Annotated in this window: 25 protein-coding genes and 2 pseudogenes; 8 read left to right on the top strand and 19 right to left on the bottom strand. The window is 59.2% G+C overall.

Features of this window, described 5'->3' with window-relative positions:
- Window positions 1-14: 14 nt before the first annotated feature.
- On the bottom strand, window positions 15-314 hold the full coding sequence (locus OVA30_RS01005; protein WP_268174286.1) for a hypothetical protein: 300 nt from the start codon (window positions 312-314) through the stop codon (window positions 15-17).
- Window positions 315-597: 283 nt separating this feature from the next.
- On the opposite strand from OVA30_RS01005, the gene OVA30_RS01000 reads away from it, so the two are divergent.
- The 3 genes from OVA30_RS01000 to OVA30_RS00990 are packed head-to-tail and all read left to right on the top strand — an operon-like array spanning window position 598 to window position 2,725.
- Window positions 598-1,020 (top strand): hypothetical protein, encoded by a 423-nt coding sequence (locus tag OVA30_RS01000; protein WP_268174285.1) that lies wholly within the window; start codon window positions 598-600, stop codon window positions 1,018-1,020.
- Window positions 1,021-1,070: 50 nt separating this feature from the next.
- On the top strand, window positions 1,071-1,901 hold the full coding sequence (locus OVA30_RS00995; protein WP_268174284.1) for a nucleotide-binding protein: 831 nt from the start codon (window positions 1,071-1,073) through the stop codon (window positions 1,899-1,901).
- 20 nt (window positions 1,902-1,921) lie between these two features.
- Window positions 1,922-2,725 carry a hypothetical protein gene (locus tag OVA30_RS00990; RefSeq protein ID WP_268174291.1) on the top strand — a complete coding sequence of 268 codons (804 nt, stop codon included), beginning with the start codon at window positions 1,922-1,924 and terminating at the stop codon, window positions 2,723-2,725.
- A 923-nt stretch (window positions 2,726-3,648) separates the two neighbouring features.
- On the opposite strand, the gene OVA30_RS00985 is transcribed toward OVA30_RS00990, so the two are convergent.
- The 6 genes and pseudogenes from OVA30_RS00985 to OVA30_RS00965 all read right to left on the bottom strand — a co-directional run bounded on the left by OVA30_RS00985 (window position 3,649) and on the right by OVA30_RS00965 (window position 8,834).
- Window positions 3,649-5,172 carry a UvrD-helicase domain-containing protein gene (locus tag OVA30_RS00985; RefSeq protein ID WP_268174282.1) on the bottom strand — a complete coding sequence of 508 codons (1,524 nt, stop codon included), beginning with the start codon at window positions 5,170-5,172 and terminating at the stop codon, window positions 3,649-3,651.
- A complete protein-coding gene (locus OVA30_RS00980) occupies window positions 5,169-6,944 on the bottom strand; it encodes an ATP-dependent nuclease (RefSeq protein WP_268174281.1) in 1,776 nt (591 codons plus the stop codon). The genes OVA30_RS00985 and OVA30_RS00980 overlap by 4 nt, the downstream gene beginning before the upstream one ends.
- Window positions 6,945-7,051: 107 nt before the next feature.
- The gene (locus tag OVA30_RS00975; RefSeq protein ID WP_268174280.1) at window positions 7,052-8,113 is read right to left on the bottom strand and encodes a DUF4113 domain-containing protein; all 1,062 of its coding nucleotides are present in this window, start codon (window positions 8,111-8,113) and stop codon (window positions 7,052-7,054) included.
- An 86-nt stretch (window positions 8,114-8,199) separates the two neighbouring features.
- A pseudogene (locus OVA30_RS25990) lies at window positions 8,200-8,313 on the bottom strand (Y-family DNA polymerase); the annotation flags it as partial.
- A 3-nt stretch (window positions 8,314-8,316) separates the two neighbouring features.
- A complete protein-coding gene (locus OVA30_RS00970) occupies window positions 8,317-8,547 on the bottom strand; it encodes a hypothetical protein (RefSeq protein WP_268174279.1) in 231 nt (76 codons plus the stop codon).
- Window positions 8,548-8,549: 2 nt separating this feature from the next.
- Complete coding sequence (locus tag OVA30_RS00965) at window positions 8,550-8,834, bottom strand: LexA family protein (RefSeq protein ID WP_268174278.1); 285 nt, start codon at window positions 8,832-8,834, stop codon at window positions 8,550-8,552.
- A gap of 470 nt (window positions 8,835-9,304) precedes the next feature.
- Here OVA30_RS00965 and OVA30_RS00960 point away from each other — a divergent pair, with 470 nt between their 5' ends.
- Window positions 9,305-10,789: a hypothetical protein gene (locus OVA30_RS00960; protein WP_268174277.1), complete on the top strand. Its 1,485-nt coding sequence runs from the start codon at window positions 9,305-9,307 to the stop codon at window positions 10,787-10,789.
- Window positions 10,790-10,828: 39 nt separating this feature from the next.
- Here OVA30_RS00960 and OVA30_RS00955 read toward each other — a convergent pair whose 3' ends face one another.
- Window positions 10,829-11,032, bottom strand: a complete 204-nt coding sequence (locus tag OVA30_RS00955; RefSeq protein ID WP_268174292.1) for a hypothetical protein — start codon at window positions 11,030-11,032, stop codon at window positions 10,829-10,831.
- Here OVA30_RS00955 and OVA30_RS00950 point away from each other — a divergent pair.
- A pseudogene (locus OVA30_RS00950) lies at window positions 11,026-11,328 on the top strand (DUF1810 family protein); the annotation flags it as partial. The gene OVA30_RS00955 and the pseudogene OVA30_RS00950 overlap by 7 nt on opposite strands.
- A gap of 900 nt (window positions 11,329-12,228) precedes the next feature.
- Here the strand turns inward: OVA30_RS00950 and OVA30_RS00945 are convergent.
- From OVA30_RS00945 to OVA30_RS00915, 7 genes are all read right to left on the bottom strand, one after another.
- A complete protein-coding gene (locus OVA30_RS00945; RefSeq protein WP_268174276.1) occupies window positions 12,229-13,473 on the bottom strand; it encodes a replication initiator protein A in 1,245 nt (414 codons plus the stop codon).
- Window positions 13,474-13,521: 48 nt separating this feature from the next.
- Complete coding sequence (locus OVA30_RS00940) at window positions 13,522-13,827, bottom strand: hypothetical protein (RefSeq protein WP_268174274.1); 306 nt, start codon at window positions 13,825-13,827, stop codon at window positions 13,522-13,524.
- A complete protein-coding gene (gene parA, locus OVA30_RS00935) occupies window positions 13,824-14,486 on the bottom strand; it encodes a ParA family partition ATPase (RefSeq protein WP_268174273.1) in 663 nt (220 codons plus the stop codon). The genes OVA30_RS00940 and parA overlap by 4 nt, the downstream gene beginning before the upstream one ends.
- Before the next feature lie 972 nt (window positions 14,487-15,458).
- Window positions 15,459-16,133: an Abi family protein gene (locus tag OVA30_RS00930; protein WP_268174272.1), complete on the bottom strand. Its 675-nt coding sequence runs from the start codon at window positions 16,131-16,133 to the stop codon at window positions 15,459-15,461.
- A 220-nt stretch (window positions 16,134-16,353) separates the two neighbouring features.
- Window positions 16,354-17,217 carry a hypothetical protein gene (locus OVA30_RS00925; protein WP_268174271.1) on the bottom strand — a complete coding sequence of 288 codons (864 nt, stop codon included), beginning with the start codon at window positions 17,215-17,217 and terminating at the stop codon, window positions 16,354-16,356.
- Between the two features lie 17 nt (window positions 17,218-17,234).
- Window positions 17,235-17,678: a hypothetical protein gene (locus OVA30_RS00920; RefSeq protein ID WP_268174270.1), complete on the bottom strand. Its 444-nt coding sequence runs from the start codon at window positions 17,676-17,678 to the stop codon at window positions 17,235-17,237.
- 4 nt (window positions 17,679-17,682) lie between these two features.
- Window positions 17,683-18,267, bottom strand: a complete 585-nt coding sequence (locus tag OVA30_RS00915; protein WP_268174269.1) for a recombinase family protein — start codon at window positions 18,265-18,267, stop codon at window positions 17,683-17,685.
- Between the two features lie 992 nt (window positions 18,268-19,259).
- On the opposite strand from OVA30_RS00915, the gene OVA30_RS00910 reads away from it, so the two are divergent.
- Window positions 19,260-19,721 (top strand): hypothetical protein, encoded by a 462-nt coding sequence (locus OVA30_RS00910; RefSeq protein WP_268174268.1) that lies wholly within the window; start codon window positions 19,260-19,262, stop codon window positions 19,719-19,721.
- A 53-nt stretch (window positions 19,722-19,774) separates the two neighbouring features.
- The gene (locus OVA30_RS00905) at window positions 19,775-20,122 is read left to right on the top strand and encodes a hypothetical protein (RefSeq protein WP_268174267.1); all 348 of its coding nucleotides are present in this window, start codon (window positions 19,775-19,777) and stop codon (window positions 20,120-20,122) included.
- Window positions 20,123-20,321: 199 nt separating this feature from the next.
- On the opposite strand, the gene OVA30_RS00900 is transcribed toward OVA30_RS00905, so the two are convergent.
- The 4 genes from OVA30_RS00900 to OVA30_RS00880 all read right to left on the bottom strand — a co-directional run bounded on the left by OVA30_RS00900 (window position 20,322) and on the right by OVA30_RS00880 (window position 24,018).
- Window positions 20,322-20,747: a hypothetical protein gene (locus tag OVA30_RS00900; RefSeq protein ID WP_268174266.1), complete on the bottom strand. Its 426-nt coding sequence runs from the start codon at window positions 20,745-20,747 to the stop codon at window positions 20,322-20,324.
- Between the two features lie 108 nt (window positions 20,748-20,855).
- Entirely contained in the window at window positions 20,856-21,638 is a 783-nt protein-coding gene (locus tag OVA30_RS00895) for a hypothetical protein (RefSeq protein WP_268174265.1), read from the bottom strand.
- Between the two features lie 1,319 nt (window positions 21,639-22,957).
- A complete protein-coding gene (locus OVA30_RS00885) occupies window positions 22,958-23,587 on the bottom strand; it encodes a DUF2380 domain-containing protein (protein WP_268174264.1) in 630 nt (209 codons plus the stop codon).
- Window positions 23,575-24,018: a cupin domain-containing protein gene (locus tag OVA30_RS00880; protein WP_268174263.1), complete on the bottom strand. Its 444-nt coding sequence runs from the start codon at window positions 24,016-24,018 to the stop codon at window positions 23,575-23,577. Before OVA30_RS00880 ends, OVA30_RS00885 begins: the two co-directional genes overlap by 13 nt.
- A gap of 159 nt (window positions 24,019-24,177) precedes the next feature.
- Between OVA30_RS00880 and OVA30_RS00875 the strand changes: the two genes are divergently transcribed.
- Entirely contained in the window at window positions 24,178-25,194 is a 1,017-nt protein-coding gene (locus OVA30_RS00875; RefSeq protein WP_268174262.1) for an AraC family transcriptional regulator, read from the top strand.
- The last annotated feature ends 644 nt before the right edge of the window (window positions 25,195-25,838 follow it).

Here is a 25,838-nt window from a genome sequence, read left to right as displayed (position 1 = left end):
GAACTCGCTCCGGACTAGACCTGACCTGCATCATCGCTCGCCCGGGCCTCCGCTCGGTACAGGTCGACGATGAAGTCCGCGATCACCTGGATCTGGTCGCGCATCTCCGCAGCGCTCGCACGGGCCTCGCGGGCGCTTGCTCCCGCCGCCTCGGCGAGCTCGGCCAGCTGCGCCACTGTCTCGGACGGCCCGAGTGCGGCGGTGAGCGCTTCCTCGACGAACAGGTATGGCGCGATCCCGCGTGCTCGGGCCGCCGCCTCGACCGCTACCCAGAGGGACTCGTCCAGGGCGACACGGACGGGACGGCGGGCCATGCGCGGGCTCCTGGCAGCAACGGTATGAAGAGAAACAATAGCTTAGCTGCAAGCTTGGCCGCCGGCCAGCACCATCGGTGCGTAATGTGTCTCAAATTTTCTTGGTAAGCCCGCACTTATCCACAGGCATGACGATGCTATCGATAGCGCAAGCGCGGCAGCAGTATCATGACAGCTATTTGGGATCACAGACTGAAGCGGTTCGTAGCTCTGTGTGAGCACGGTCGTCGTCTTTGAAGAGGCGAAGGCCCCGGCGACCGGACCTATGACAGGTGCGAGGGTAATGACCGAGGCCGCCGAACCCGATCCCCACGACGAGCTGCGCGCCTTCCTGCGCGAGCAGGTCCGGCTCACTCCGAGCCGCAAGCCCTCGGGCTACGCCTCGGTCAAGGCCGTGCTACCGGAGATCAGGGCGCTCAAGACCAAGCGCCGGACCGACGCCGAGATCCAGGAGATGCTCGCCCGGATGGGGGTCAGGCTAAGCATCGGGACGCTGCGCCAGTACGTCCAGAGCGCCACGCGCGAGCTCGCCGGCCACAAGCCCGGGCGACGACGCGTCAAGGCCGTCGCACACCTATCCACCACGACCTCTCCGGCGCCCGCTCAGGTGCAGCCGGTGGCAACCGCGCGCGAGCCGCTGCCGGTGGGTGGGTGCGCCTCCGCCGCACGGACGGTCGGGCATCGGCTGAGCACCAAGGACCTGTAGGGCCCGGAAGAGGGCTCGAGCGCTGGATCGGCAGGGATCGGAAAGACACCATGGCACGGGCACAGCAGACGCGCACGCCGGCCGCTTCGCGGCAGAAGCGCGTCGTCCTGATCACCTCGGAGAAGGGCGGCGTCGGTAAGAGCGTCACCGCCCGCACCCTGATCGAGCACCTGCGCGCGGGCGGCACCCGCGTCGCCGCCTACGATGCTGACGGCGGCGTCGGCGCGCTCCTGCGCGTCTTGGGCAGCCGCAACCCGGATGGCGAGCTCCTGGCGGAGCAGGATCCGGCGGCCGGGGTGGGGTACTACAACATCCGCGCCGACGACGAGCGCCCCACCCTGCTCAACTGCGTCGCCTCGGGCGAGCCGCTGATCGTCCACGACCTCGCTGGCGGCAACCTCGCCGACCTTGCCCGCATCTCCGACATGGGTGAGGGCCTCGACGATCTGCTCGCGGCATTCACAGGCCAAGGCTACCGCCTCATCGTCCTGCACCTGATCTCTGCCGAGGTCGCCGCCACCCAGTCTGTCGCTCGCTGGCTCGAACTCGCCGGCGACAGGGCCGATCACGTCGCGATCCGTAACACGCGCTGGGGGAAGTCGACGTCGGATTTTCCGTTCTGGCACGGCTACGTCGACGGACGCGGCGAGAGCCACGGCGGCAAGGTCCGCCGCCGCCTGCTGGACGAGCTAGGCGGCCTGGAGATCAGCTTACCGGCGCTACCGCCCGGAACCTTCGCCAAGATCGACGCCGACGCCCTGCCGTTTAGGGTTGCCGCCGACGCGCCGCGCCTGACTATCGCCGAGCGCTCGCACGTGGCGCGCTACCTGCGCGAGTCGGCAGTCGCCTTCGAGCCCCTACGCCCGCTACTCGGCCTCTGAGGGGCGAAGGCCGACCCGTGATGCATCCCGACGCCAAGCTCAATTTCGACCGGGCGGCCCAGGCGCTGGGCCTCGATGCGGCGACCCGGGATCTGGCGTGGCGGCGGATGATGGATATCGGCCTCACGCCCGACGATCCCACCGTGGTCTACCTCGCGGTCGGCGGATTGCTGGAGCAGGCCGCCCGGACCATCCCGGCAGCGCTCGATACCGTACCCGAACGTGTCGAGCAGGCCGCGGCCCGTGCGGTCGGCCCGGTCGCCGACGCTGCCAGCGTTCGGGTCGAAGCAGCTCACGCGGCGTTGGCCGAGCGCACTGGTGCGGCGGTTGCCGAGGCTGCGGCGGCGCATCTCACCCGGATCGAGCGGACCCGTATGCGCGAGGCTGGCGTCTGGGCGGCAGCGCTCGTCCTAGTCTGTGCCTTCCTATGCGGCGGCGCGGGCTACTGGCTCGGACGCGGGGATACGCAAGGCCTGGATGCGAAGTGGGCCGGCTTGACCCAGCGGGCGGACGCCGGGGCGTGGCTCGCCCTAGTAGCGGCCAATCCCGACCTGCGCGGCCAGATCAACCAGTCCTGTAACCCGGCACAGCTCAAGCTGGATGCCGCCTCGAAGCGGCGGTACTGCGAGCTCCCACTGTGGACGGAGGGGTCAGTCGCGCCGGTCGGTGGGGTCCCCGAGGTGCTTTACCTGAACCTGCGCGATTGGCTCATCGCTTGGGGTCCGGCTTGGCTGATGCTCGGGGCCGGGCTCGCAGCGCTTCTCGGCCGCCGTCTGTTGCGCGGGGTGATTGTATGGCGACCGGTAGCTTGGCTGCTGAATTGAGCATCGTCACGACGAGGGTCGATCGTACTCATGGCAGCGCCATCGCGGTGTATGCGGGGATCCAGTTGGGAGCGAGGATGTCGCCGCCGTCCGTGATGATCCACGGTGTGAGCGGGCCGTGAGCCGGCGCATGCGGTGAACAGTTCCACCGCGGCGCCAGCAGCTCGACAGCAGGCGCTCGTGGGGTGTCCAAGAAACCGTCGTTTTTTGCACATATGATTTTGACCGATTTTTCGGCGGGACCGCATCAGAAATTTTTTGCAGGTGGGTTCTTGAACGCTACCGCCTAGCTTCTCATATTCAAGGCCGGTTCGCCGTCAGCTCCCTAACCCGCTGCCCAAGCAACCGTCCCTGCAACATGGGAAAAGGCCGACCGCAGGCCTAAGCCGATTTTTAGTTGCAAGCGGGACCCCGAAGCCGGGGGGTGTCAGTCCGGCAAGAACGGTTTCTGAGGAGCAGTTGACAAACCTGCTTCGAGGCGAGGTGGTTCAGGGACCTCGTCAGCAGAGATCGCCACGGCGCAACAACGCCGGGCGATCTTGCATGCCCGGCGTGGGAGATAGTCCATGACCGGATCATCATCGTTCGACGTTAGTATTTTTGGCTTCCATGCACATGCTGCGGGAGATGTTGCTGTCTACTGCCTTACGGCAATCATGATGGCATATATGATCTTGCGCGATATGCGGCAGAACTTGTGATGATGTCTGCGCTCCCATGCGCAGACATCATCACAGTCTCCTAGGCGCGGGGCACCCACACCCCGACAAGCTGTGAGTAACGTGTCGTGACGCACATCTGCGGCTACGTTGATGGAGCATGCTCGACTTAAGCCGCTATCGCCCCTCAGCGGCCCGATGCAGCGGCGCAGCGGTCTTCGAACCCTGCGCCGTTTTCAGTTTTGAGCGTCGATCTGATCGTAGTCAAAGCTTCAAAAGAGGGCTTGGTCGATCCAGAGGGACAACAAGCGTTAGTGACGAACATGCCCTGCTTAAAGCAACATAAAGCAGGCATCGATGCCCATCGCTATCTCCGAAATGGTCCTGATCGCAAGGAACGACCATTACACTGTGACTCTCCAAGCCTTTGGCTTTATGAACAGTACTAATCGTTTGCTCCTGCGGCTTCGGGCGTAGGTATGTGCGCCGTCTTGTTAGCTCCGCAAGTCCGGCATCCAAATCAACAAAATCTCCAAGTTTTATCGCTTCCCAAAATTCTCTGTGAAGATCAATTTTCACATCCTGAAAACCGGGTTCGCCGGATATCATCTCATGAAGTAACCTCAAAACCTGACTGACGCCAACATGGTCGGGTCTGTCTAATAAAATCTTTGCCATACGCTGGACCGCAGCAGGTTTTCCTGAACGTTTCTTTGAGCATCTGTCAGTAACCTCGCTGAGCAATATTGATCCATGAGACGATATGGAAAAACCTCTTGAAGTATCCGCCATGAAGGCAAGCAACGCCTCGGCCATCAACCGTGGGTCACCAGATCCACTTTTTATATCAACAACCAATTGCTCTAGTGCGTCACGAGTATGGCCCTCCCAAATTGGAAGTTGCCGATAGAAGAATGCTCTTAGACTTCTTACAGATTCGTTTTGTGACGATAGGACCATTAAGGATTGTGAGTTCCGTACAATCCGATCGATCGGCGCTCTATCTCTGGATTTCAGCTGATAGCCGCTTCTGCTGCGGGCTTGATTATTGGCAAAGATAACCTTTAGTCCTGCAGGGTGCCTTCCCTGAAGGTTGACAACGCCGCCTTGCTCAAGGCAGTCCCGTGCTTCCAGTATCCACTCTCCAAGAGATTGTGATCCGGAACGCCAACGGTGCGGCGTATGAAGTTTCTTCATTTCATCGGCTGACGCAATCAGATCTGGCCAGTGTCTGTCTTGAGCGGCCTTCTCACGGAGCTTTTTGGACCGAAAAATCCTTTGCATTGGATCACCAAAAACCCGGATTTTCGACCCGGCGGCATGGAGAGACATTACAATTGCGTGCTGCGATGGGCTAGAGTCTTGATGCTCATCACAGACAATAACCGGATAGCGACTAGAGAGGGCCCTAGCTATAAACGGTGCAGCGCCTAATAATGAAACTACTTTGTCCGCCAGAAGAGCAAATCCACCGGGGATTGCTCGCGCCCATATACTCGGATCGCGTGGCAGATTTAGTGCGATGTGGTAAGCCGTAGCAATTTGGCAGATCAATCCATCTATAGTTCTTATCTCCACGCGACCTTGCAGGCCATGGACACGTTCTGCAAACACGCTACACGCAGCATGTGTATGCGTCAGAATTAACAGGCGGCCTGGGTTAAGGACAGCGGCCACGTCATAGGCATACTGGGCAGCTTGATACGTCTTCCCACATCCAGCAGCTGCGTCGATCACAACAAGCTGCCTTGTCGAGCGAAGAGATCGGTAGACCTCATCATCGCTCATAGCTGAATATCCTTGATGTGCTTAAGACCAACGTTCTCACGGATTGAATTCAAGAAAGGCAGCAACTGTGGTTTCAGATCGGGCCAAATCTTCAGACTAAAAATTTTACGGGCCAATTCTCTTCCGCCTGCATTGGATTTAAACCATCGAGTAGAGTGCTTCTTAAAAGCTTTTTTGTCGCCATCGGGAACATCAGCTGGAACCGCACCCGTAGCGGCGTCAATTATCAGCTGCTTCAGATTACCCCCAGCTTTATGTCGAATAGATTGAAAATCTTTCTGATGAATGCCCAGCCTGTCTGCTAATGTACGAAGGCGATCACCCGTTTTCTCGGCTTCCGGATCCTCAATCAGCTTTTCTAGGCATTCGTCGTCAATTAATTCAATGATATTTTTCTCCAAGCACCCCTCTTTCCACTGCAGAATTAGCGAACCAATCCCTAGTCCGACCTTCTTCCAACGCTCGGGAAAGCGCCCTTCGTAATCGACCAGCCCGCCAAATTTTAAGTGCCCCTGAGCAAATGCTTCTAAAAGCTCTAGCGCTGCGTCATTGCCGCCAGCATCTGTGATCCAGATGCCATAATCACCCAATTTACCGTTCAGACTACGCTCTATTAACTCTGCCGCAAATCCAACCTCTGTAATCCCCTCGCCGACGATCGTGAGACGAGCAAGGAATGCCTCGGGGTCTTTTGCTTGATGCGAGGATATTTTTTGCTTTGGCAACTCTCCAATATGACCACTTGCATCAACATACCAAAGCGTTGCTTCTGCTGCCTCGCTTAGGACGGTCGAGCTATGAGTTGTAAGAAATACCTGAGAGGACTTTGAAAATAATAATTTGACCAAACCGCGCTGACGATAAGGCTCAAGGCCTCTTTCCAGCTCATCGATAACGACAAAAGGAGCTCCAGTCTGCATAGCTCCAGCAACCGTAAGAGATGCCAGCCTTCGAGTTCCAGCACCCCAACTGGAGACCGGTAATGATACTTCGCCCTTGATTGCAGTTAGGCCAATTAGTGACCCAATAGAGAAGCCGTATCCCCCGACGAGCCCCAATCCTAGGCCTGAAGGCAGAACTTCTTTTAGGAAACTTTTATCGAGCTTTTGTAGTGCCTCTTTGGCATCAACCTTGAGATGCTCTTGAACGTCCTGACCGGCAAACTGTTGCCCAAGCCGTCCTCGCAACCCTTTATCTGAAAGTAACGCATCTAGGGCTGAGCCTTGTACAAGCCTGAGGTCACGATCATTTCTTTCCTCACCGGACAATTTGACAAGGCCTATCTTGCGGCGCAACCCCGCAGTGAAAGTCTCATATGTTTCGTCCGGATTACAGATTTCGTATATCAAATCTAGATCCGGCGTTCCCCTAACGCGAACACAGTAAACGTGCTGAATTGCAGGTTCCTGAGCGGACGGCTCATCGTCTAACGCGGGCTGCTTAAGTTCCTTGCCATCCCAGACCCAAGGCCAGACCATTTTACTAAGATGATTTACTTCATCATCGGGTAACGAGATCACCGCCTCGATCTCGAAGCCGTTTTCCGTCTCCCGATTTCTATAGTCAACATCAGAAATTGTCGTCGACGAGATTGGACTGAATAAGAGGCTGATGGCGTCCAAAATCGTAGTTTTTCCGACATCTCCGCCGCCAATTATTAAATTTACATTGGCGCCAGGATACCAAGTAAGTTTATCCAACCCCCTGTATCGCTCTATTGAAAGACGTTTGATACGTGCTCCGGCCGCAGCCTGTGTTTTTTCAGTACTCATTCCGGACGTTACACCCCCATGTTGGGTCTGACACTATCCCAGCTTCTCCCACTTGACTCGTGTTTCGTTGCAACACGCTAAGGTGAATCACTGCACCTTGAGGTTCCCTAAACAGTTAGCAGTTCGCCCCATTGCGTGGTGTAGCGCTGGGATAGGAACTCTGCCTTGAGCTTCCACAGCCCGTCCTGACCGCTGCAGGCAAACCGCACCCGGTCCCGCCCGTAGCGGGCGTTCAGCCGGTCCACACTCTCCATCAGGCGCACCCGTTCGGGCCTGTCCGGCCGGAGGAACAGACGGTCCGGCACCTGGCCGGCAGGGTGCAGATCGAGGAGCAGGATGCCGCATTTCTTGTAGCGGAACCCAGGGCGATAGATCCCGCGCAGCCCCCACAAGGTGGCCCGGATCAGCCGGCCGGTGTCGGTGGTGCCGATTGTCAGCCGCACATGCTTGGTCGCGTAGTACTGGGCGTCCTCGGGCTTGTGCCGGTTGGTCGTCACCATCACGGTCACGGCGGCCGTGGCGAGGCCCTGTGCGCGCATCTTCTGGGAGGCATAGGAGGTGTAGGCGGTCAACGCCTCAGCCAGCTCGAAAAATCCTTCTACCGCCTTCCCGAAACTTCGGCTGCAGCAAATCGTTTTGCTGTCCGGAGTGTCCTGTTCGAGGTCCGGGCAGGGTGTCCCCTGCAGCTCCAGGACAGTCCGCTGAAGGACCACGTTGAACCGCTGGCGGATCATCGTGGGGTCGGCGTCGCGCAGCTGCAAAGGGGTGGTGATCCCGATCTTTGCCAGGCCATGCACCAAGCGGTGCCCGACACCCCACACGTCACTGAGGTCCATCTTCGCCAGGGCGGCCGTCTGCGCCTCGTCATTGGGAAGGTAGCAGACACCCCCGCTGGCGGGATCTTTCTTGGCGGTGCGGTTCGCCACCTTCGCGAGAGTTTTGGTGGTGCTGATCCCGACGCACACCGGGATGCCCACACGGCGGGCGACATCGGCCCGCGCCCGACGGGCATGACCTTCCGGATCGGCAAAGCCGGATAGGCCCAGAAACGCTTCGTCGATCGAGTAGACCTCCAGATCCGGCGTGAAGTCGGACAGCACGCGCCTGACGCGGGCGGAGAGGCCGCCATAGAGGGTGTAGTTGGAGCTGCGAACCTGCACACGCCCCATCGCTCGAACTCGGCGCGACGAAGGTGCCAGGCGTCGCCCATGGCAATGCCGAGGGCTTTGGCCTCATTGCTGCGGGCGATCACGCAGCCATCGTTATTCGACAGCACGACAACGGGCTTGCCGCGCAACCCCAGCTGAAACAGCCGCTCGCACGAGGCGTAAAAGTTGTTGCAATCCACCAGGGCAACCGGGCCGCCCATGGCTCAAACCCACTGCCAGCGTTCAGCCACCAGCCGTCCAACCCGCGCATCAACCTCTTTCAGCAGGGCTAGGTCGTGCTCATCGAAGCGACCCTCAGCAAGGATTTCAGTGCGCAGATCGTTGAGAGCCTTGACCGGTTTTTGTCCGCAACTCCGTGCCCCTGTCAGGGTGAGGGCGATCATGAACTTGGCGTGTTTCTCGGGAGTAGCCCCGCCGTAAGGTTGCAGGCTCATGGCTACAGCATCCGGACGGAACAGGTGACGACGCCCCAGACCTCGAACTCGGCGCTTTCAGGCACGGTGAGGTCAGGAAAAGCTGGGTTTTCGGGGTGCAGCACGACCTTGCCGCGCTTCAGCAGGTAGCGTTTCAGAGTGAACTCGCCGTTGAGGCAGGCGACGACGATGCAGCCGGATTTGACCGGCTTGGCGCGATCCACCACGGCGATGTCACCAGGAAAGAAACCGGCACCGGTCATGCTCTCGCCTGCGACGCGCATCGTCGATGCGCTTGCCGGCCACATCGGCGTCGGTGATCCCGGTCACCCGGGATGACTGCCGCCGAGTAAGGCGGGATATCGCGGGAGCGACGCAGGGGCCAGCCGGGAGACTGTTCCTTCTTTATGGGTGATCACGGGCCCGGATCTTCTTGGGATAGCTGCACGAAAGAGGCCATGCCAATCGGTTCAGAAATCGGTATTGTGACACTACAAGCCGAAATCGGCAAAAACATCCCGCGCAAGCCATTGATAGCAAACGATAAAAGTTTCCATCAAAAGCGAGGACCGCGTGATAAAGAATGTGTTATAAATAGCGCTCTGTGACACCGCCGATCTCTATGACCAGCATCTCAATCGAACAGATCCTTAAGACCGAAGGCCCCTGCCTCACTTCGCATCTCTGCAAGGTTCTTGAGGGGCACGGCCTATCGCCGGACGCTGCCCGCCAGAAGGTTTCTCGAGCAAGCGGATCGGTAAGGAAACTAGCCGGCCTCGTGTTCTCCCACAAGGTCAGGTTCATTTATCATGCGGATCACTTCAACACGCAGAAGTATTGGAATGCGCTATTAGCAAATTTATCTAAAGCAGGATCTGCATATGCACCTGCAGTCAACGCCCTAATTGCCCGGGGCGGAATTGCGCCACTCAGTCACTTCCCGATCCTAAGCGGATCCCCCAATCTGCAGAAGAGGCATATACCTGCCGGCGAAATCCTTAAGCGGTTGACTGGAATTAAGCTACTTGTTGTAGTCGATGTAGAAGGCATAGGCCCGTGCGTCCAGATTAATCGCTTAGCCACTGATCTGATTTCCACTGATGCTGAATTACGCTCAAGGCTTATCACAGAAAAAGTCCTGCTTTTAGCAGTCAAAAACTGGGCCAGAAAGCTTGGCTTGGCGAGCTATGACAAAATCCAGGTTCGGGGTGATACATCAAGAAACCCGGCTGTCGGGACTTTTAGTTGGGACCTCTCTGGTCCTTGCTATCTCAGTCCCATGGCTCGGTATGACAGCAAGAAGAAGCTTCAACCAGGCTTCCTTGTTTGCGATGTGATCGTCGCAGGTAGAGAAATCGGCGAACCAGCAGTCGCAGCTTTCGTGCGAAAGGTGCAGATGACAAAGCATCTACGGAACTTGGCGCCTGTTCTACCTATGCTCGTCGCCGATCAGTTTGCCCTTGAAGCCTTTCGGCTCGGCCGAGCTCACGGGGTACTTATGGGGACTCCAGCGACATTGTTCGGCGACGAGGTGGCACGCGGTATCGCCACGCTTCTGAAAGTTTTGAACAACGCAGGTGCAGTCGCTGCGACAAACCCTGAAGCCATTACCGAGATTTTCTCAAAGCTGGCAGCAATCGAAGGAGCGGCGGGCAATCTGCGCGGTCCTCTTTTTGAGTTGATCGTCGGCCACTGCGTGAAGGTGGTTGAGGAGGGCTCAATCGAGATTGGATACATCGTCCGGAATTCGTCAAACGGCCAGAGAGCCGAAATCGATGTTCTCAGGAGACGTGCGGTCGGGGACGTGTACGCCTACGAGTGCAAGGGATATCATGCAGGAAATAAGGTGAAGCTGGTTGAAGTCGAGAAATGGGCCAAAGAGAAGGTCCCCCTTATTTACAGCACCCTTCGGCCACAGGATTACTACAAAAATTCCAATTTTCACTTCGAGTTCTGGACCACCTCGTCTTTTGATGATGACGCCATGGCATTCCTTCAAAATCATGCGAAAAAAACAAGAAAATACGGGCTTGGCTGGAAGGATGGCTCATCCGTTAGACAATATGCGGCACGTTTACCATCCAATAGCATGGTTAAAGTACTTGATGAACACTACTTTAATCACCCACTTGCTCGCCTCAACAACAAATATGATGCCGCCGCCAACCTTGGAAATTTCACCAATGATACAGATATTATTATCAACGTGGATGAAATCAATTTCGACGCTCCGCTTCCAGACTTGACATCTTCAGTAGAGTAGGCGGTGGAGGGCTGCGACTAGCGTCGCAAACCTCCGGACTCAGCTGAACAGGCTGAGTTGCTGCCGGTCGGTTTCGGCCTGCGCCCATGCCGGTCCAGAGGCCTCGGCGTCCAGCCACTGCAGGACGAAGGCGATTGGCCTGCCACTCTCCTGCACCAGCGCCGGCGCGGTGAACCACGACAGATAGCCGGTTTCGGTGATTGGCAGGGGTGCCCGCCGCGGAGCCGTGCTCTCGATCTGCACTCGGCATGAGCGCGATGGCCCAGCACTACGCAATCAGCGGGCTGGATGAAGCGCGGGCCTACCTGCGTCACCCGGTTTTAGGCGACCGCCTGCGCACCTGTACGGCGGCGGTCAACGCGGTCACCGGCCGGACTGCGCATCAGGTGTTCGGCTCCCCCGATGACATGAAGTTTCGCTCGAGCATGACGCTGTTCGGACGTGCGGATCCAGCGGACCCGACGTTCAAGGAAGCCCTCGCCCGCTACTACGGCGGCGTGGAGGACCCGCGGTCCCTCGGGCTGCTCAGCGACGCCTAGACACGACACACAAAATCGTATTGCCGCAGAAACATAAATACGATTTTGCGGAAACACGATCGTTACCGTTGATCGAGCGGCCGTTTCTACCATGCGCTACCAAGCCGGTAGGATTGGTGATGTACGGTTTTGACAATTCAGTCTGCCAGACCAGCCCACCTTCGGGCCCGCGCCATGTGGATCGGACACGCAGACTTACCCCTCGGCTGGCTAGGTCAGCGGTCGCTCAGCGACCGCACCGTCATCCTCCCCGCGCCTTGCGCGGGACAAAGCCTCTCAGGAAGGCTGTAGCGGCCGTTTTGGGCGTCTAGCCTGTCCTCTATCGGTTAAGCCGCCCAAAACCTCTCCAGGAGCCGCTGAGGTCGTTCTGCCGCCCACACCCCCGGCAGCCCTTCTTGTCCGCCGTTAGGCGGACCCATTCTGGAGTCAGCCGCCTACGGCGGCTTCCGTTTAGGGTGGGGGAGCGGGTTTTTGGCAAAGCCAAAAAGGGGCGGGGTTCTTTTCTGCGCGATCTTTGCCGAAGGGGCTTAGCCTGATTCGGGAGTTGGCTGCGCCGAAATCGTTAAGAGAGCAAGCGCTGTGTTATCCACTGGCGTAGCGTTTTAGCTAGTTTTCTAGGTTTTAAATAGTTTTAGGCTTTTCCGACTCGACCGGCTGACAAAAAACATGTCGGTTTATCAACAGCTTGTCGGTTAACGCGATTGGTGATGTACGGCACTGAAATTGGTGATGTACGGCTTGTCATTGGTGATGTACGGGATGTCATTGGTGAAGTACGGTTTTGGATTGGTGATGTACGCCTCTGACAGAACTTATCCACAGGGCCAGCAAGGCTTTCGGGTCCTAAACGGCCTAGTTGGCGATGTACGGTTTTGACAAAAACGGCTGACAAAAACGGCTTCAGGCCAGGGGCAGCTCCGGCGTGCCGGCGCCGCTGCCCAAAGGAACATCAGCCGCGTCAGGCTTCCGCTCCCGCATAACGAGGACCTCCTCGCGTTTGCCCGGGACCAGTTCGAGGTCGTAGTCGGGGAACGGGAACATGCGTGTGCTGCTGACGAACTGGCGCACCTGGAACGCGAACTGCGGCAGGCCCTGGGTGGACCCGCTGCGCTTGTGCAGCTCCTTGAGACCATACCGAGCGATGCCGCTTTTGCCGGCGGCCCGCCGGGCCAGGCGGTAGATGAACCGCCCGATGCCCTGGGTGATCAGGAAGTACTCCGGGTTAAGGGTCAGGATCTGCGGGTTACCCTTCTCACGCACCACGCCGTTGTAGACCCAGTCCGGGATGCCGATCTCGACCTGGTCGATGTTCCCGGTGGTGGTCTTGCTGATCACCTTGAACGTCTGGATCAGCGGCATCGCCACCACCTCGCGGCGGTTGCCGCTGGTCAGGTTGACGATCTTGATCCGGGTGCCCTGCAGGCGGTCCAGAGCGGCCTCCAGGTCCTTGTACTGCTTCCCACCAGAGCTGCGTCGGCAGAACTTCAGGATGTGCGACGAGCTGGGACGGTAAACCCGCGCTGGGATCTCGGTCCGGAGCCCCTTTTCCTGCTCCAGGCGGTAGCGCCGGGCTTCCTCGGCGAGGCTAGTGACCATGTGCAGGAAGATGTCGTAGTCGAACACGGTGGCGAGGCCGGCTGAGGCACTGCCGTCGATCGTGATGATGCAGTCCTTGAGCTCGTAGCGGATTTCCCCTCCCCGCTTGGCCTTGCCAAGGGAGAATGGCGCGACGTCCATCAGGTTGACGTCATCCTTGAGGGGCGCGTCGTAGATGCTCGGCACGAAGAAGGAGAGCTGCGAGTCTCCCTCAGGGGCGTCACGCAGCACAGGGGCCGGCAGCTCGGACACCAGGGCCCCGACGATGTCGGGGTGGCGCTCGTTGAGCTTGACCGCGTCGCCGAGGGCCTTGAGGGCGATGTCGATGGCGTCGGTGGGCTCCGGTCCGACCTTGAGATCGGCCAGGCTGCGCCGGCTGTAGAAGCGCCGGAGGCGGCTCAGGGCATCCTTGCTGAGCGGCAGCGGCTCGCGACCGGTCTTGGCGCAGAACGTGTCCGCCAGCTCCTGCAGATAGGCGTTTTTCTCGTGCAGCCCCAGAGCCCCGAACGCGTCGAGGGGCATCAGGTCGAGGCGAACGGAATCACTCACACCAGGATTTCCGGAAAGTCGTAAAAGCGGAGTTCTGCATTAGCGGTTTTACGACGCCGGAAACTCGCGCTCGAGCAGGTCGCGCATCATGTCGGCCATTTTCTGGCCGCGGGCGGCGCACTGCATCTTCACGCGGCGGTGCAGGCTCTCCGGCACGTCGATGGTGAAGCGGGACATCTTCTCCTTCGGCTCCGGGACCGGCGCGGCTTCAACAGCCTTGAGGGCGGTCACGGAGCCCCCTTCCCGATCTGTGGCAGCGGGCTCGGCACCACGGTTGGCGATCCAGGCGTCAGCAGCCGGCGCCAGTTTGGACGCAGGCACCTTGAACGAGACCTGCTTGGCTCCCTTGCTCATGCGGCCTTCCTTTCCTTCTTGGTCTTAGGTTTGGCTTTCATATCGACGAGCTGCGCGGCCAGCTGGCTGATCTCCTGCGCGGCGTCGCTCTTGGGATCGGTCTCGATCACAGCGAGGCCCTGACTGGCGCTTTCAGCGAAGCCGACGCGCTGGCAGATCTCCACCGGCAGGATCGGAAAGTCGAACTGGGACAAGGCATTATGCACGTCGCGCCCAATCGCCGTATTTACGATTTTGCGGTTCACCACAAAAACGGGTTTGATGTTTTCCTTAAACTGCTGGGCTTCCTTGACCAGCTGCACCGTGTCGGCCGAAGCCCAGACATCGTAGGGCGATGGCTGGACCGGCATCAGCACCACATCGCTGGCCAGGATCGCTGCACGGCCAAGATCGTTCACACGGGGAGCCCCGTCGATGATCACCACGTCGTAGTCGGCTGCAATCTCCGGCAGGTCGCGGTGCAGGGTCGGCTTGGCCATGCTGATCACCGGGAACAGCGGCTCGGACTCACGCACCGACGACCAGGCCATCGAGCTGCCCTGCGGGTCGGCGTCGACCAGCAGCACGCGGTAGCCGGCCTTGGCGATGACCGCCGCCAGGTTGGTGGCGATGGTCGTCTTACCGACCCCGCCTTTCTGGTTGAGCACCCCGATGATCATGCGCCGCCTTTCTGGATTTGCGTGTTGTCGGATTTACGATTTTCTGCAAACCCGCTTCTGTAGGTCCACGATTTCACACAAACACGACTCTGCCAACGGTTAGTTAACGCTGTGCGCAACAGCTGTGACCGGAAGGGCACATTTCTGGAAAGTCGCACAGTCGCATAATCGTATTTCCGCTAAGCCGACGCGGCAGCGCCGCCCTCAAGGCGGCGCACGGAAGCGGGGATAACCATCGCGGACAGACCGCCGAAGCAGGGTTCCATTGGAATGCTGGCGGCCGTACCCGTGGGGCCTGGTTCCGCATCAGCTCGGCCCGGGGATGAGCCGGGTCCACTTGTTTCTGCTTGGTTATGAGGATCGGTGCGAGGCGAACCTGACAGCAGCATATAAACGCAAAATCGTAAAAGCGGATTTCCGGAAAGGCGGCGATGTGCTCAAGCGGTGGTGACCATCGGCCACACGGGAGCGCACGCGAACGGAGCGGGCCGCCGCTTGACCGGGACAGCCCCTGGCGCATCTCCCGCACCGCCTGGCCGCAGGGGAGCGGCTGGCCGACCGGGAGAAGCCCGCTGCCCCGCCTACTCACAGCGCCGCCGCAGCTGCCGGCGTTCGTAGTGGGGAGGGCACCTTACCGGACCCGATTAGGCCCTGCCGGGTACGGGACGGTCATGGCTTCACCCGCAACCGCACCGACGCTGATGATGGCTCCGGTCGTCGGCCGCCACCGGGAACGGGTTGCTGTCCGGTCCACGGCCACACCAGTTTGTCGTAAAATCGTGTTTCCGTCGAAGCGGATCAGCCCTGCTGATCAGTTCGGGGCTTTGCCCCGCTGGCAGCCCGACGCCGGGCGGCCGGGACGGGGTCAGGGCCGCAGAGCGTAGCGTGCTCTGACGCCGGCACGGCCGGCTGGCCACACGGCATCAGAACTGAGCCAAGTACTGCAAAACAGGAAAATCGTATTTACGGATTTCAGGCGGGCAGGAAGGGAATGACCGCCGGCTCGACGTGAAGGTCACCAGCAGCATCCGGCACCAGCACCGGCACGGCGGGATAGAGGGCACCCCAGGTCGACGTCTGCGCAATCCAGGCCGCAGCGGTCGGCGAGAGCCAGCCCGTGAGGGTGGTCAGGTTGCCGTAGCGCTGAGCAAGAGGCTGGGCCAGGATTGGCTCGTAATGCGCAACCCGGTTGCGGAGATGCCGGAGGTCCCGCAGCTGGCCTGCGATCAGGCCGCGCTGGATCCCTTTGGCCTGGAAGATCGGGCGCAGGTGCTGCCACAGATGCGTGGCGTCGTGGCCGAACAGGGAGCTCCAGAACCCGAAGGTCAGCTCGGCAACCATCTGCCCGTGATTGGCAGCCTTCCGCTCGCGTACCAACGTGGCGCGAGCCTTGGAGACGCACTCCTGCTGGTAACGACCGGGGAGGGCAGCCGGATCGTCGAGCCAGTCTGGTCCGTACACCGTGGTTAGGTGGGCATCAGCTCTGTTGCGCAGCGCCACCTCGAGCATGTGCAGCGGGCCGTAGAGCGCCGCTGAGAGCTGGACGTTGAAGGTGTAGAGCCGGAGCGCCAGGGCGTCGTCGCCGTTGGCCCATTGGCGGTAGGTGGCGAAGCGATCGGTGGAGAGAACGTCAGCGAAGGTAGGCACGCAAGGCGAATTTCACTTGAATTTTTCGGTCGGTTGCTCCATAACTTAACACGTATCCCCCGGTCGGTCCCTGCCTAGCATACCGCCGGGGCAAGCTTTTTCTGGACCGTTTTCCCGCAAAGCCGCCGAGGCGCAACCGCCCGGCGGCTTTTTTGTGCGCCAGAACCCAGAAAAGCGGATTTACGATTTTACAGATTTCCGGGACTGTCGTGCAGACTCCCTATTGATCGTAGAGATCAAACCGTAGGTCAAAGATAAACTTATCAGGCGTCACCCCAGTTTTTCCGCAAAATTCCAGGATCTCAAACCAGGCACTCCCACCCCACTTCTTTTCCCGCAGGGTGACGACGTAAGTTCTGAATTCTTTGCCATCGTCGATATCGCCAAGACCTGCACGTTCCATGATTTTCATGATGTCATTAAGCTTGGCCTGGCCGATGCTGAAAACGCGGATTACCTCCTGAACCAGAAGCTCATCGACATTGTTTCGGCGCATACGTTCGGCAAGCTTGAGCGCAAACTCCCTAACGTCGAGCGGCAACTCTTTCAACCGGTCAATGAAATCGACCAAATCACTGATGTGATCAGGGCTGCCGACAAGGGCCGGCTCATTGAATACCGCACCCAGGCGCGCCAGCGTCTTGGGGTAGGTGGGCTGGATCGCCTGAGTCGCGTCATTGTACTGATCGAGAAGTTGCCGCTCGGCTCTGCGGAAACGGTCCTCGTGAGATTTCTTGTAACCTTTTAACTTGTCCGGCGGGTAAGTCGGAACATTGGCTTTGTCGTCGACAATGTCATGATGTTTTCCGCAGAAAATAACCAGATTGTCGAACGCTCGCCGCTGCTCGTTCGTCATATTTCCATCAAATCGTGGGCCGCCCTTTTCCGCTGCACAGATATGCGCAACCTTGCCAAGCAGGGTTCCCGAAGGATCGACCAGCTGATTAGTGCAATCCGGAAACGCACATTGATTGCCGCTGTACGCAAACAGCTTCTTCAATGTCTGCGGCGTTGGCGGAAGGCGCTCAACATCATCTTTGTTCTTGGCCGGTTTAGCTACCTTCGGCGTTGTCGCTTTGACCATCAAAACCACTCGGATCGTTATTCGTACCGGAAAGGATATGGGCCAAGGAACAGGTCGCCGAGCGCTTTCCGCTGCCGATAGGTGAACCAGCGCTGGCGCAGGTGTTCGGTGCGGTCGTGCAGGATGTGGCAGCGCTGACAGAGCGCCTTGAGGTTCTTCGGATCGTTGTTGCCCGGATCATGGTCGAGGTGGGCGCAGGCCAGGTAAACGCGCGTGGTCTCGATCACCGTGCCGGCGGGCAGGCATTCCAGTGGCGCCAGCTTGAGCGGGCGCCCCTTGCCGCTGCGCCAGGTCCGAGCGGCGGCATCCCACCAACGTCCGTCACCCAGATGGAAGACCAGCTGCCCATGCGGCCGGCCGCAGCCCTCGCAGCAGCCCTTCGCCCGTCCGAAGCGGATCACATCGGACAGCTGCGCCCAGTCGATCGGGTAGAAGAAGCGGTTTTCCGGGCGGATCGGCATCGCGTCAGCCCTTCGCCTGCGCCTGGCTGCGCGCCCGGGCCTGCGGGAAGTAGAGATAGAAGGTCTTGCGGCTGACACCGAGGCGCTTGGCGATCTCGGCGACCGGAATGGTGCCGGCGGCGAGCATCGCGCGGCCTGCCTCCAGATCAGCGTCGGTAAATTTGCGCGGTCGGCCGCCTTTGCGGCCCCGCGCCACCGCCGCCTTGAGGCCGGCCAAGGTGCGCTCGCGGTTCAGATCGAGGAAGTACTCGGCGATCGTGCCGAGGAAGTTGAACATCATCCGCCCGGTAGCAGTCTCGGTGTCCACCTGCTCGGTCAGGGAACGCAGCTTGACCCCGCGCTCCTGTAGCATGTGGGCGGTATCGAGCATTTCGCGGAGGGAGCGGCCGAGGCGGTCAATCTTCCAGACCACCAGCTGGTCCTCGGCCCGCAGGAAGTCGAGGGCGGCCTCAAGCGCCGGTCGCTTGGTGCCAGCGCGACCGCTCTCCTTCTCCTCGAAGATCCGGGTGCAACCGGCGGCCTTCAGGGCATCGCGCTGCAGGTCCAGGTTCTGGTCCTCGGTCGAGACACGCGCGTAGCCGATCAACATGTTACGATATTCGCACAGAAGCGTATTTGTGACAATAGAAACGGTTACATATTTAGGTGACAGAAAAGGCCACGTTTGACCGGGCCGGGGAGGGGATCTGCTCCACTGTCACTTAAACGTTCGTTTTTCATACAAATCTACAATCTGCGTTGACGACAATTTACGGTACGCCGCTTCTGCCGTAGCAACGCTGAGCAGTGCAGCCTGGATAAGGCCTTATGGAGAATACCTTGGACCGCCATGCGATCTTGATGGCCCTGATCCCTCTCCTCACAAGCATGCTAGCGTCATCGAGTTTCGCGCAGCCGTCAGAGTTGAAGGCAGCACCCACTTATCGGGTCGCGCGTCTGTTCTACGGATGCTGGAACGTTAGACGAGCGCCAGTCAAAGGATCACCGTGGCCGGCCTCGCAAACCACCCGGTGTTTTCATCACGGGCGAGCAATCTATGGCAGCACAATGGATGCTGGCGACGGATGGGACTTCTGCGAGCGCTGGCGAGTGACAGGGGAGCGGCTGGCGCTGCGCGACAATTATGGGCACGCGCAGCAGTGTATTTATGCGTTTTCAGAGGACGGTCAGACATTGATTTTACGAGATTGCCCATCGGCAGGCGATTGGCAGCGGATCAGTGACTTATCTCGTGGCCAGCCAACCTGCAGAATACAGGATAGTCTTGAAGCTACCGACGATACCAACACAGAGCCTTAGGATGTCCGTTCAAGCGACAATGCCCCGCCTGCCGATCTTCATCCACTCGAGGCTGACAGAAGCTCAACCCCGAGATGCCCTGACTACCCTCTCTGTCGCATTCCGCAGCGCCGCAAGAGGATAGAGAACGATCCATACATCGTAGGCATGAGAAGGGTCATAAGCGGCTACCAAGACATATCAGGAAAACGTTCGTTTTTCACACGCATGATCGCGCAACCAGAAGACGTTCAGGATGGTCAGTAGACGTTCGCGGTGTCAGAGTCGGTCGGTGAGCCGAACATGATCGCCCACATGACCGACTGGATCGAACACTTCCGCGCGGCGGCCTGTGGGTTGGCCGTGGCACACGTCTGGCGTGGGCATGGTTCGGCGCTGCTCGTTGAGCTAGGCGCGCTGACATCAACAACGCGCCGCGACGGCTCCCCCGGTGAGCCACAGGGGGAGATCGGTCTGATGATCGAGTGGAGTTGGCGAATTGAGGACGGAAGGTCCATCGTCTGTGGCAGTTGGAGCGACGAGGACCTATGGCCCCCGACCTTTGCGCACCTCCTCGGCCGCACGGTCCAAAACCTATCGATGTTCGGCCGCCTACAGGAGGTGGTTCTGTCGCTGGCGGGCGATCTGCACGTGGCATCGTTCATGACGGCGGAAGGCGACCCAGCGTGGACGCTGTTCGACCGGCGCGGTCCTCGCCCCGTTGCTGTGGGTAGTCGGTCGGGAGTGATTGCTGTCGAGCGCTGAGAGCTTCAATGGGCTGGGGAACTGACATTGCGGAGTTGGAGCATGGCAGGTCGATGAACTCGGAAACGGCCAAGCTGCCTCGCGGGCAAAGCTACCCGCTGAAGCCATCGATTATGGAGGCAGCGCTCAAAACTGCGCATGTCAGCATCGACACACATCTGGTCCGCGGCCCGGGCAAGATCTTCAGTGCCGACTTTTGGCCGCCGAACCCGAACGTCCCACATGAGCGCCTGTACGTCCGCATCGGCTCGGTGCCAGCCGAACAGGCACAGGCCGCGCGGGACAGGTTCGAACGCGCGGTCGTCCCGGCGTTGGTTGCGTGGATCGGCAATATACTTGCCCTAGACCCGCAATCACCCGTTCGGCGTGAGAAGCAGCGCCTCAGTCTGAATGAGTTCTGATGCCCACTCAGGGTGCAGGCTGTGTGAAAACGCAGGAGCGCTCCGCGATTTCAGAATAATCATCTACGTGGCAGACATCCGAGCATCTTGGATAGCGGTGTGGATGCCTCCAGCGTGCCTATCCTAGTGCTGCGCAGGGCTTTCGAGGGGAGATCCTTCTACCGCTATTGCGTTTTCACACAGCCTCGGTGGAAAGCAGTCATCTGCTGACCATCGAAACTCCACCTCCTCCCAGGCCGATCGCGACCTGATTTCCGTATTTTGAGGGAAAGTCCGCCTGCCAAGCCTCGTAGCCGGCCGAACCATTGAAGAGTTCGAGGGTGACCCCTCCCTTGAAGGTGATCGTCAAGTCAGAACTGATCGGTTCGACCGTGATCGCCGTCACCACCCGCCCGCCGATCAGGCCGTTTGCTTTGGCCTCACCCGCAATAGGCTCGGGGTGGCCAAACTTTTGGCCGTCGTCCTGGTCTGCGAATGCGATACGACCCTCGGAGACGATCCGCCACGGTGCGGTGAGCACCACCGCCCGGGCTTCGTCGAAGTAGAGCAGCCAATCGAACTCTCGCCGGATAACCTGACAGGTCAGGCCGGAGAACGCTTCGTACATGGCGGCAAGCTGGCTCATACGGGAGGTGTTCGCAGAGTGCACGGATGTCTGCAACGGGTCGCGAGCAGCGATCTCGTATGTAAGTAAAACGGTCGTTTTTCTCACACCTTGGGTTCGGATCCCTGATTACCGTGGCGTTCGCCGCAAGAAGGATTCGATGAGCTGGACCCAGCCGGTGAGCATGATGGAACAAAGCGTCGCTCCCGCGACCAGTCCTACCACCGCCCAGCTGTCGAAACTGGCATTGAGCAGTGAGGCGTACTTGCGCTGTATCGCGATTGCTTGTTCGGGCGTCGTCTGGCGATAGAATGGATAGACCATGTGGTTAAGCTTCTGCATGCTCATGTACAGCCCGAGAGCTCCGAACCCTATCCAATACTCGCGCTTGTAAGCCACCGTCGCCTTGATCGGATAGGTCTCGCGATTCGCACTTCGGCTATAATCCCAAAACAGAAGAGACAGGAAAACCGGCGCCGCGAAGCAAATAATTGTATTCATATAGACAGACATGCTTCCAGATCGCTCGATCAGAAACTGCTGCATGTTCGTCAACTGAGCCAGCAACGACCACGAGCTGGCCGCTTCAATCGCTTGCTGCTCGCCGACGGAGAAAAGGTGCACCGAGATCGACGCGACAACGGCCGCACCCGCAAGCAGGCCTCCGATGACGTTGGCCCGATGCTTTCGCAGGAGGCTGGCAAAGAGCCTGCAGCAGATGAATACGGTCAACCATGCGACCTCGAACCCGTAGGGAAAAGCCAGATAGGCGAAGGCGGTCGGTAGAGTTGCGAAAGCTGCAACGATGATTACGGATTGCAAGATGAAGATCGTTTTCAGTCGCTGGATCAGCCGAAATCTTCGTCCTGTTTTGGAAAGTCCGGCCTTCTCAGAGGTGTCGAGCGAATGCATGTTCAATCGGCAAAGTTGGCGGAAAACTGGTGCAAGGCTCGAAAATCGACGAAAGCTTTTAGTTCGAGTTCCTGGCTATGGGCATAGCTGTCTCGACTGCAGAGATCCCCACGCGGCGGTAGCTCTTATGTCGAAACGGCTTGATATGCCGCTCGAAACGTTCGTTTCGAGCTCAGCATGCATATTGCGCAAGGTCGACTGGCAGCGTCTTATTGGCACCTTTAAACGCGCCGATCCCACCTACCGGCGACGTCGAGTCAAGTCCGGATCGCCTTGATGATGTGAGGATGTGGACAAGCTTAGGACTTGGCCATACGTCTAGCATGCGTTCCGACGGTTTTTTTGGTTTTTATCGCGATCTATCGTCGGAATTGCGAATGAAGTTCCAACGCAGGTTAATGCCTCGTCTCGAAGATCATTCGAATGGCAATCAGACGAACCTCGAGATATGCTCTGAGCTGCGACGTTCTGGATCAGCGACGGCTCGACCTTCCCGAGTTCGCTCGCCGCGAACCCGGCCCTGACGATCATGGCGCTGGCGCTGCGGACGGCGGAGCGGTTCCTGGCGGTGGGGCGGTAGCGCGGTCGCTTCCGCGCGCTTGTGCAAGGATCGCTGCAAAATACGAGCGAGGGGCCAGCGCATCCCTCCGCGGGAGAGTGGAACGACGCTTCCGAAAAAAGCGCGAAGCGGTCGTTCAGCGGGAAAATTTTGAACGGCAGCTTTCCACCCCATCCGGACCTTCGGCGAGGGCGGGTCGAATGTCTGCAGGGGGTGGAAGCTGTGTGAAAACGCTGGGCCGTTCCGAAAACGTGGAACAATCTTCTGCGCGGTAGGCATCCAGACATCTTGCATGGAGGCTCAGATGCCATTGGAACGCCTGTTCCAGCGCTGCCCAGGGAGGTCGAGAGAAAATTCTTCCGCCGCCTCCGCGTTTTCACACAGCCTCGGTCGAAAGCGGCCACCTTACCTCGCCGGTGTAAGCATGGTGTTATCCTTAGAACCGCACGCGCGACATGATGTGGTAGCCAATGGCTACGAAAGCGAGGCCTGGCACTGTAAAGCGCCAATTGTCCTCAAATACAACGCCAATCAAGCGACGACCATCTCCAAGGCGATCAATCACCAGGAGGCTCACGTAAAGCAGTAAGATTGCGCCACAAAGCCAAACCAATACACCGAAGACGAAGCGCTTCATAATCAGCTATGTAGCAGCACGCAGTTAACATGGTGCTTCGCAAAAACCTGCAGCCAGGGCTGGGCCAGAACGAAGGAGATCTTTGACGAGCGGTCGCCCACATACCAGTTGCGCCAGTCGCCTTCAGGGGCGGCGGCCCAAGTCGCCTGCCGGCTCTTCCGCGCTGGCGTCACGGATCTGAGCGACAAGGAATGCTTCAGCTCGCTGCCACGCCTCGTCGGTATCGCCGCGGAAGTTGAGATCGCGTGAGAAGACATCCCGGCCGGTGCGGGCATCCACGAGTCGGGCCCAGAGCTGCAGGATCAGCGTACTGCTCTTGTGCACGACGCCAACGAGAACCAACTCGGCTCCCTGCGCCCGGGATGCCCGCAGCAGGCACTGAGCGTCACCAGCGGGGCAGTCCTTCAGCAGGCGCTCGGCAGGCAGCAGCTTCGCTTGGTATCGTCCCGAGCGAGTGAGATCGGACGCCAGATCCTTGGCAAGGCGCTGCATCCGTTCCGCATGCTGCCGCGATTGGTCGACCGGCTCGCCCGAGGTGTCGAGGAGCTTGATCGGCAACACTGCCAGCCGGACCGGCTGCGCTTCTGCCGCGTCGGCCTGGGACATTCCGAGTGCCATCAGGTGAAGCGCGAGCGCGCCGACCCACACCAATCGGTGCGCATTCGAGACCCAAGCCTCCGCAATGGGCCTCATCCGCGCGCGTCGATCGATCGGGTTCAGGCGCGGGCGGTTCGCAAGGATCAGGCGGGGCATGACGACTGTGCCTCGTAGAGCGCCTTGAACTCCGGGATCCCGAAGGTCGCTACGACCTGGTGGTGCTCGTTGAGGATCTCGTAGACGGGGCCGTCGATATCGCGGTTCGTGAAGTAGACGATCACGTCCTGGTCGCCGCCGCCTTCAGTATGAGGCTCGCCTCCGGCTTTGCCCGCGACATAGCTTCCGACCGGTCGAACCTCTTTCAGCTCCCCGTTCGGCCGGTAAATCCGCAACTCGCCCTGCAGGACGAGGGTCCGGTAGGCCGCTGCATGGCGATGCAGCGCGATCCGCTCGTTTGCGGCGAACTTGAACAGCAGGTCGACGATCCGGGCATCCTCATCGACACTCAGGATATGATAGGCGGCGTGATCGAAGCCCTCGACCGTCCGCCAGACGATGTTGCGATCATCGAATGCGAGCCTTGCCATGGCGTGCTCCTGATGGGTCCTCTCCGTGCCGACGCGCAGGACGCCTGAGAGCATCCCACCGCGACTGTGCCCCGCGGGCAGATCCAGGCTTAAGCGGATTGCAGCACGTGTCCTTGCCATTCGGTGCCAATGCACCGACCCTGCAGTGGGGAGACGCTCATGCCGGCATACGGTCTGACCCGGGCACGCACCATGGGACCGATCGCGGAGGCCATCACGGCGGCGGGTGGCTCGGTCGCGCGGGTGTTCGGCCGGGCCGGAATACCGCTGACGCTTCTCGACACGCCTGACCGCCTGATCCTGCTGCGTGATCAGCTCCGGCTCGTCGATGCGGCCATGCGCGAGATCGGCGACCCGGCCCTACCGGCCCGGCTCTCAATGCGCACCGGGATCACCGGACTGGGGCCTATCGGCCAACAGGTTCAGTCTGCCGCCACACTCGGGGCCGCCCTTGCACGTGTCGAGATCGTCACCCCGCTTCTCCTTCAGACCGCGACCTGGACAGGGCTGCGCCGACAGGATCGGAGCGCGTTCTACGGCTACGCCGTGGCCGAGCGGATCGACAGCGGCCGTCAAGCGAACGAGATCCTCGCGCTCGGCTACCTGCTCGGTACGGTGCGCCATTTCCTCGGCCCCGCATGGCGGCCGGAGCGAGCCGTGGTAACGGGCGCGCATTTGGCGGAACGTCCCAGGATCGAGGCGCTGCTCGGCTGCGAGATAGTTCTTGGGGCTCGGGCCGGCCTGGTCTTCCCCGCCGACCATCTCGAGGCCGGGAACCCGAAACGCTTTGATCCGACCCAGGCGCAGGCGGCTGAGGACGAGCCGATCGGCGAGGACCTTGTGGCCTGCGTCACGCACCTGATCGAACTCGGGCTGGATGGGGCCCGCCCCACCATCGATGGCATCGCCGGCCGTCTCGGCCTCACGCGCAGGACGCTGCAGCGCCGCCTGGAGGAGACTGGTAGGCGGTATGCCGACCTTCAGCGCACCGTGCTGATCCGCCGGGCGAAGGTGCTCCTGTCAGACGAAACGCTGCCGATTGGTCGGATCGGCGTCGAACTCGGCTATGCGGATGCGGCCCATTTCAGCCGGGCCTTCCTGCACTGGACGGGTACGACCCCAAGCGATTGGCGTCGCCGTACTCACATGCAGCTTCGTCCGCTCCTCACCGTTTGATTAGCAGGCACGCAAACCTTACAGATTTAAGCGGTTGATAAACCTTCGTTTTCTGGACTCCATTTTAGACCATTTCATATGCTGCAGCGCAAGGTTGTGGTCGAGCAACTGAAGTGCAATAGCAAAGCTTCTGACCAATTGGGGGTCACTGAAATTAATCTGTGTAAATCGGGATTATTCCGAGGGGTCGCACGTACCGAGATGCCCAAAAATTGAAAATGACATAAAAGATACCACACCAAGTAGTTTCATCTGGATTATTGCAAGAAATCAATGCCCCTAACTGAACTTATTGTATAGCCATGAGTGGAATCAGAATTTCTGAAACACATGAACCTGAGAATACAAAGTGGAAATGAACATGAAATACAGGACTTTATCAAATATATTTATAATATTATCTTTTATAGCGACTATAATGTCGTTCTTATTGATTTTTGTCTCTAGTATCAAATACGGCGGTAGGAATTATTATGGGGATTTGGGTTTTATAATTGCGATGATCGGCTCTATTCCTTTTGTAATAAGCATAGTTATAATCACAATCCGCTATCAGGATGCCACGGTAAAGTATTCAAAATGGTTGGAAAGGAATAAGCTCCTTATATTTTTTGTTTTCTTACCACTGTTCATCGTATCGGTTC

It is taken from the genome of Methylorubrum sp. SL192 (assembly GCF_026672325.1).
GTDB classification, from domain to species: Bacteria; Pseudomonadota; Alphaproteobacteria; order Rhizobiales; family Beijerinckiaceae; genus Methylobacterium; species Methylobacterium extorquens.
This window is presented reverse-complemented; position numbering and strand designations above follow the sequence as displayed.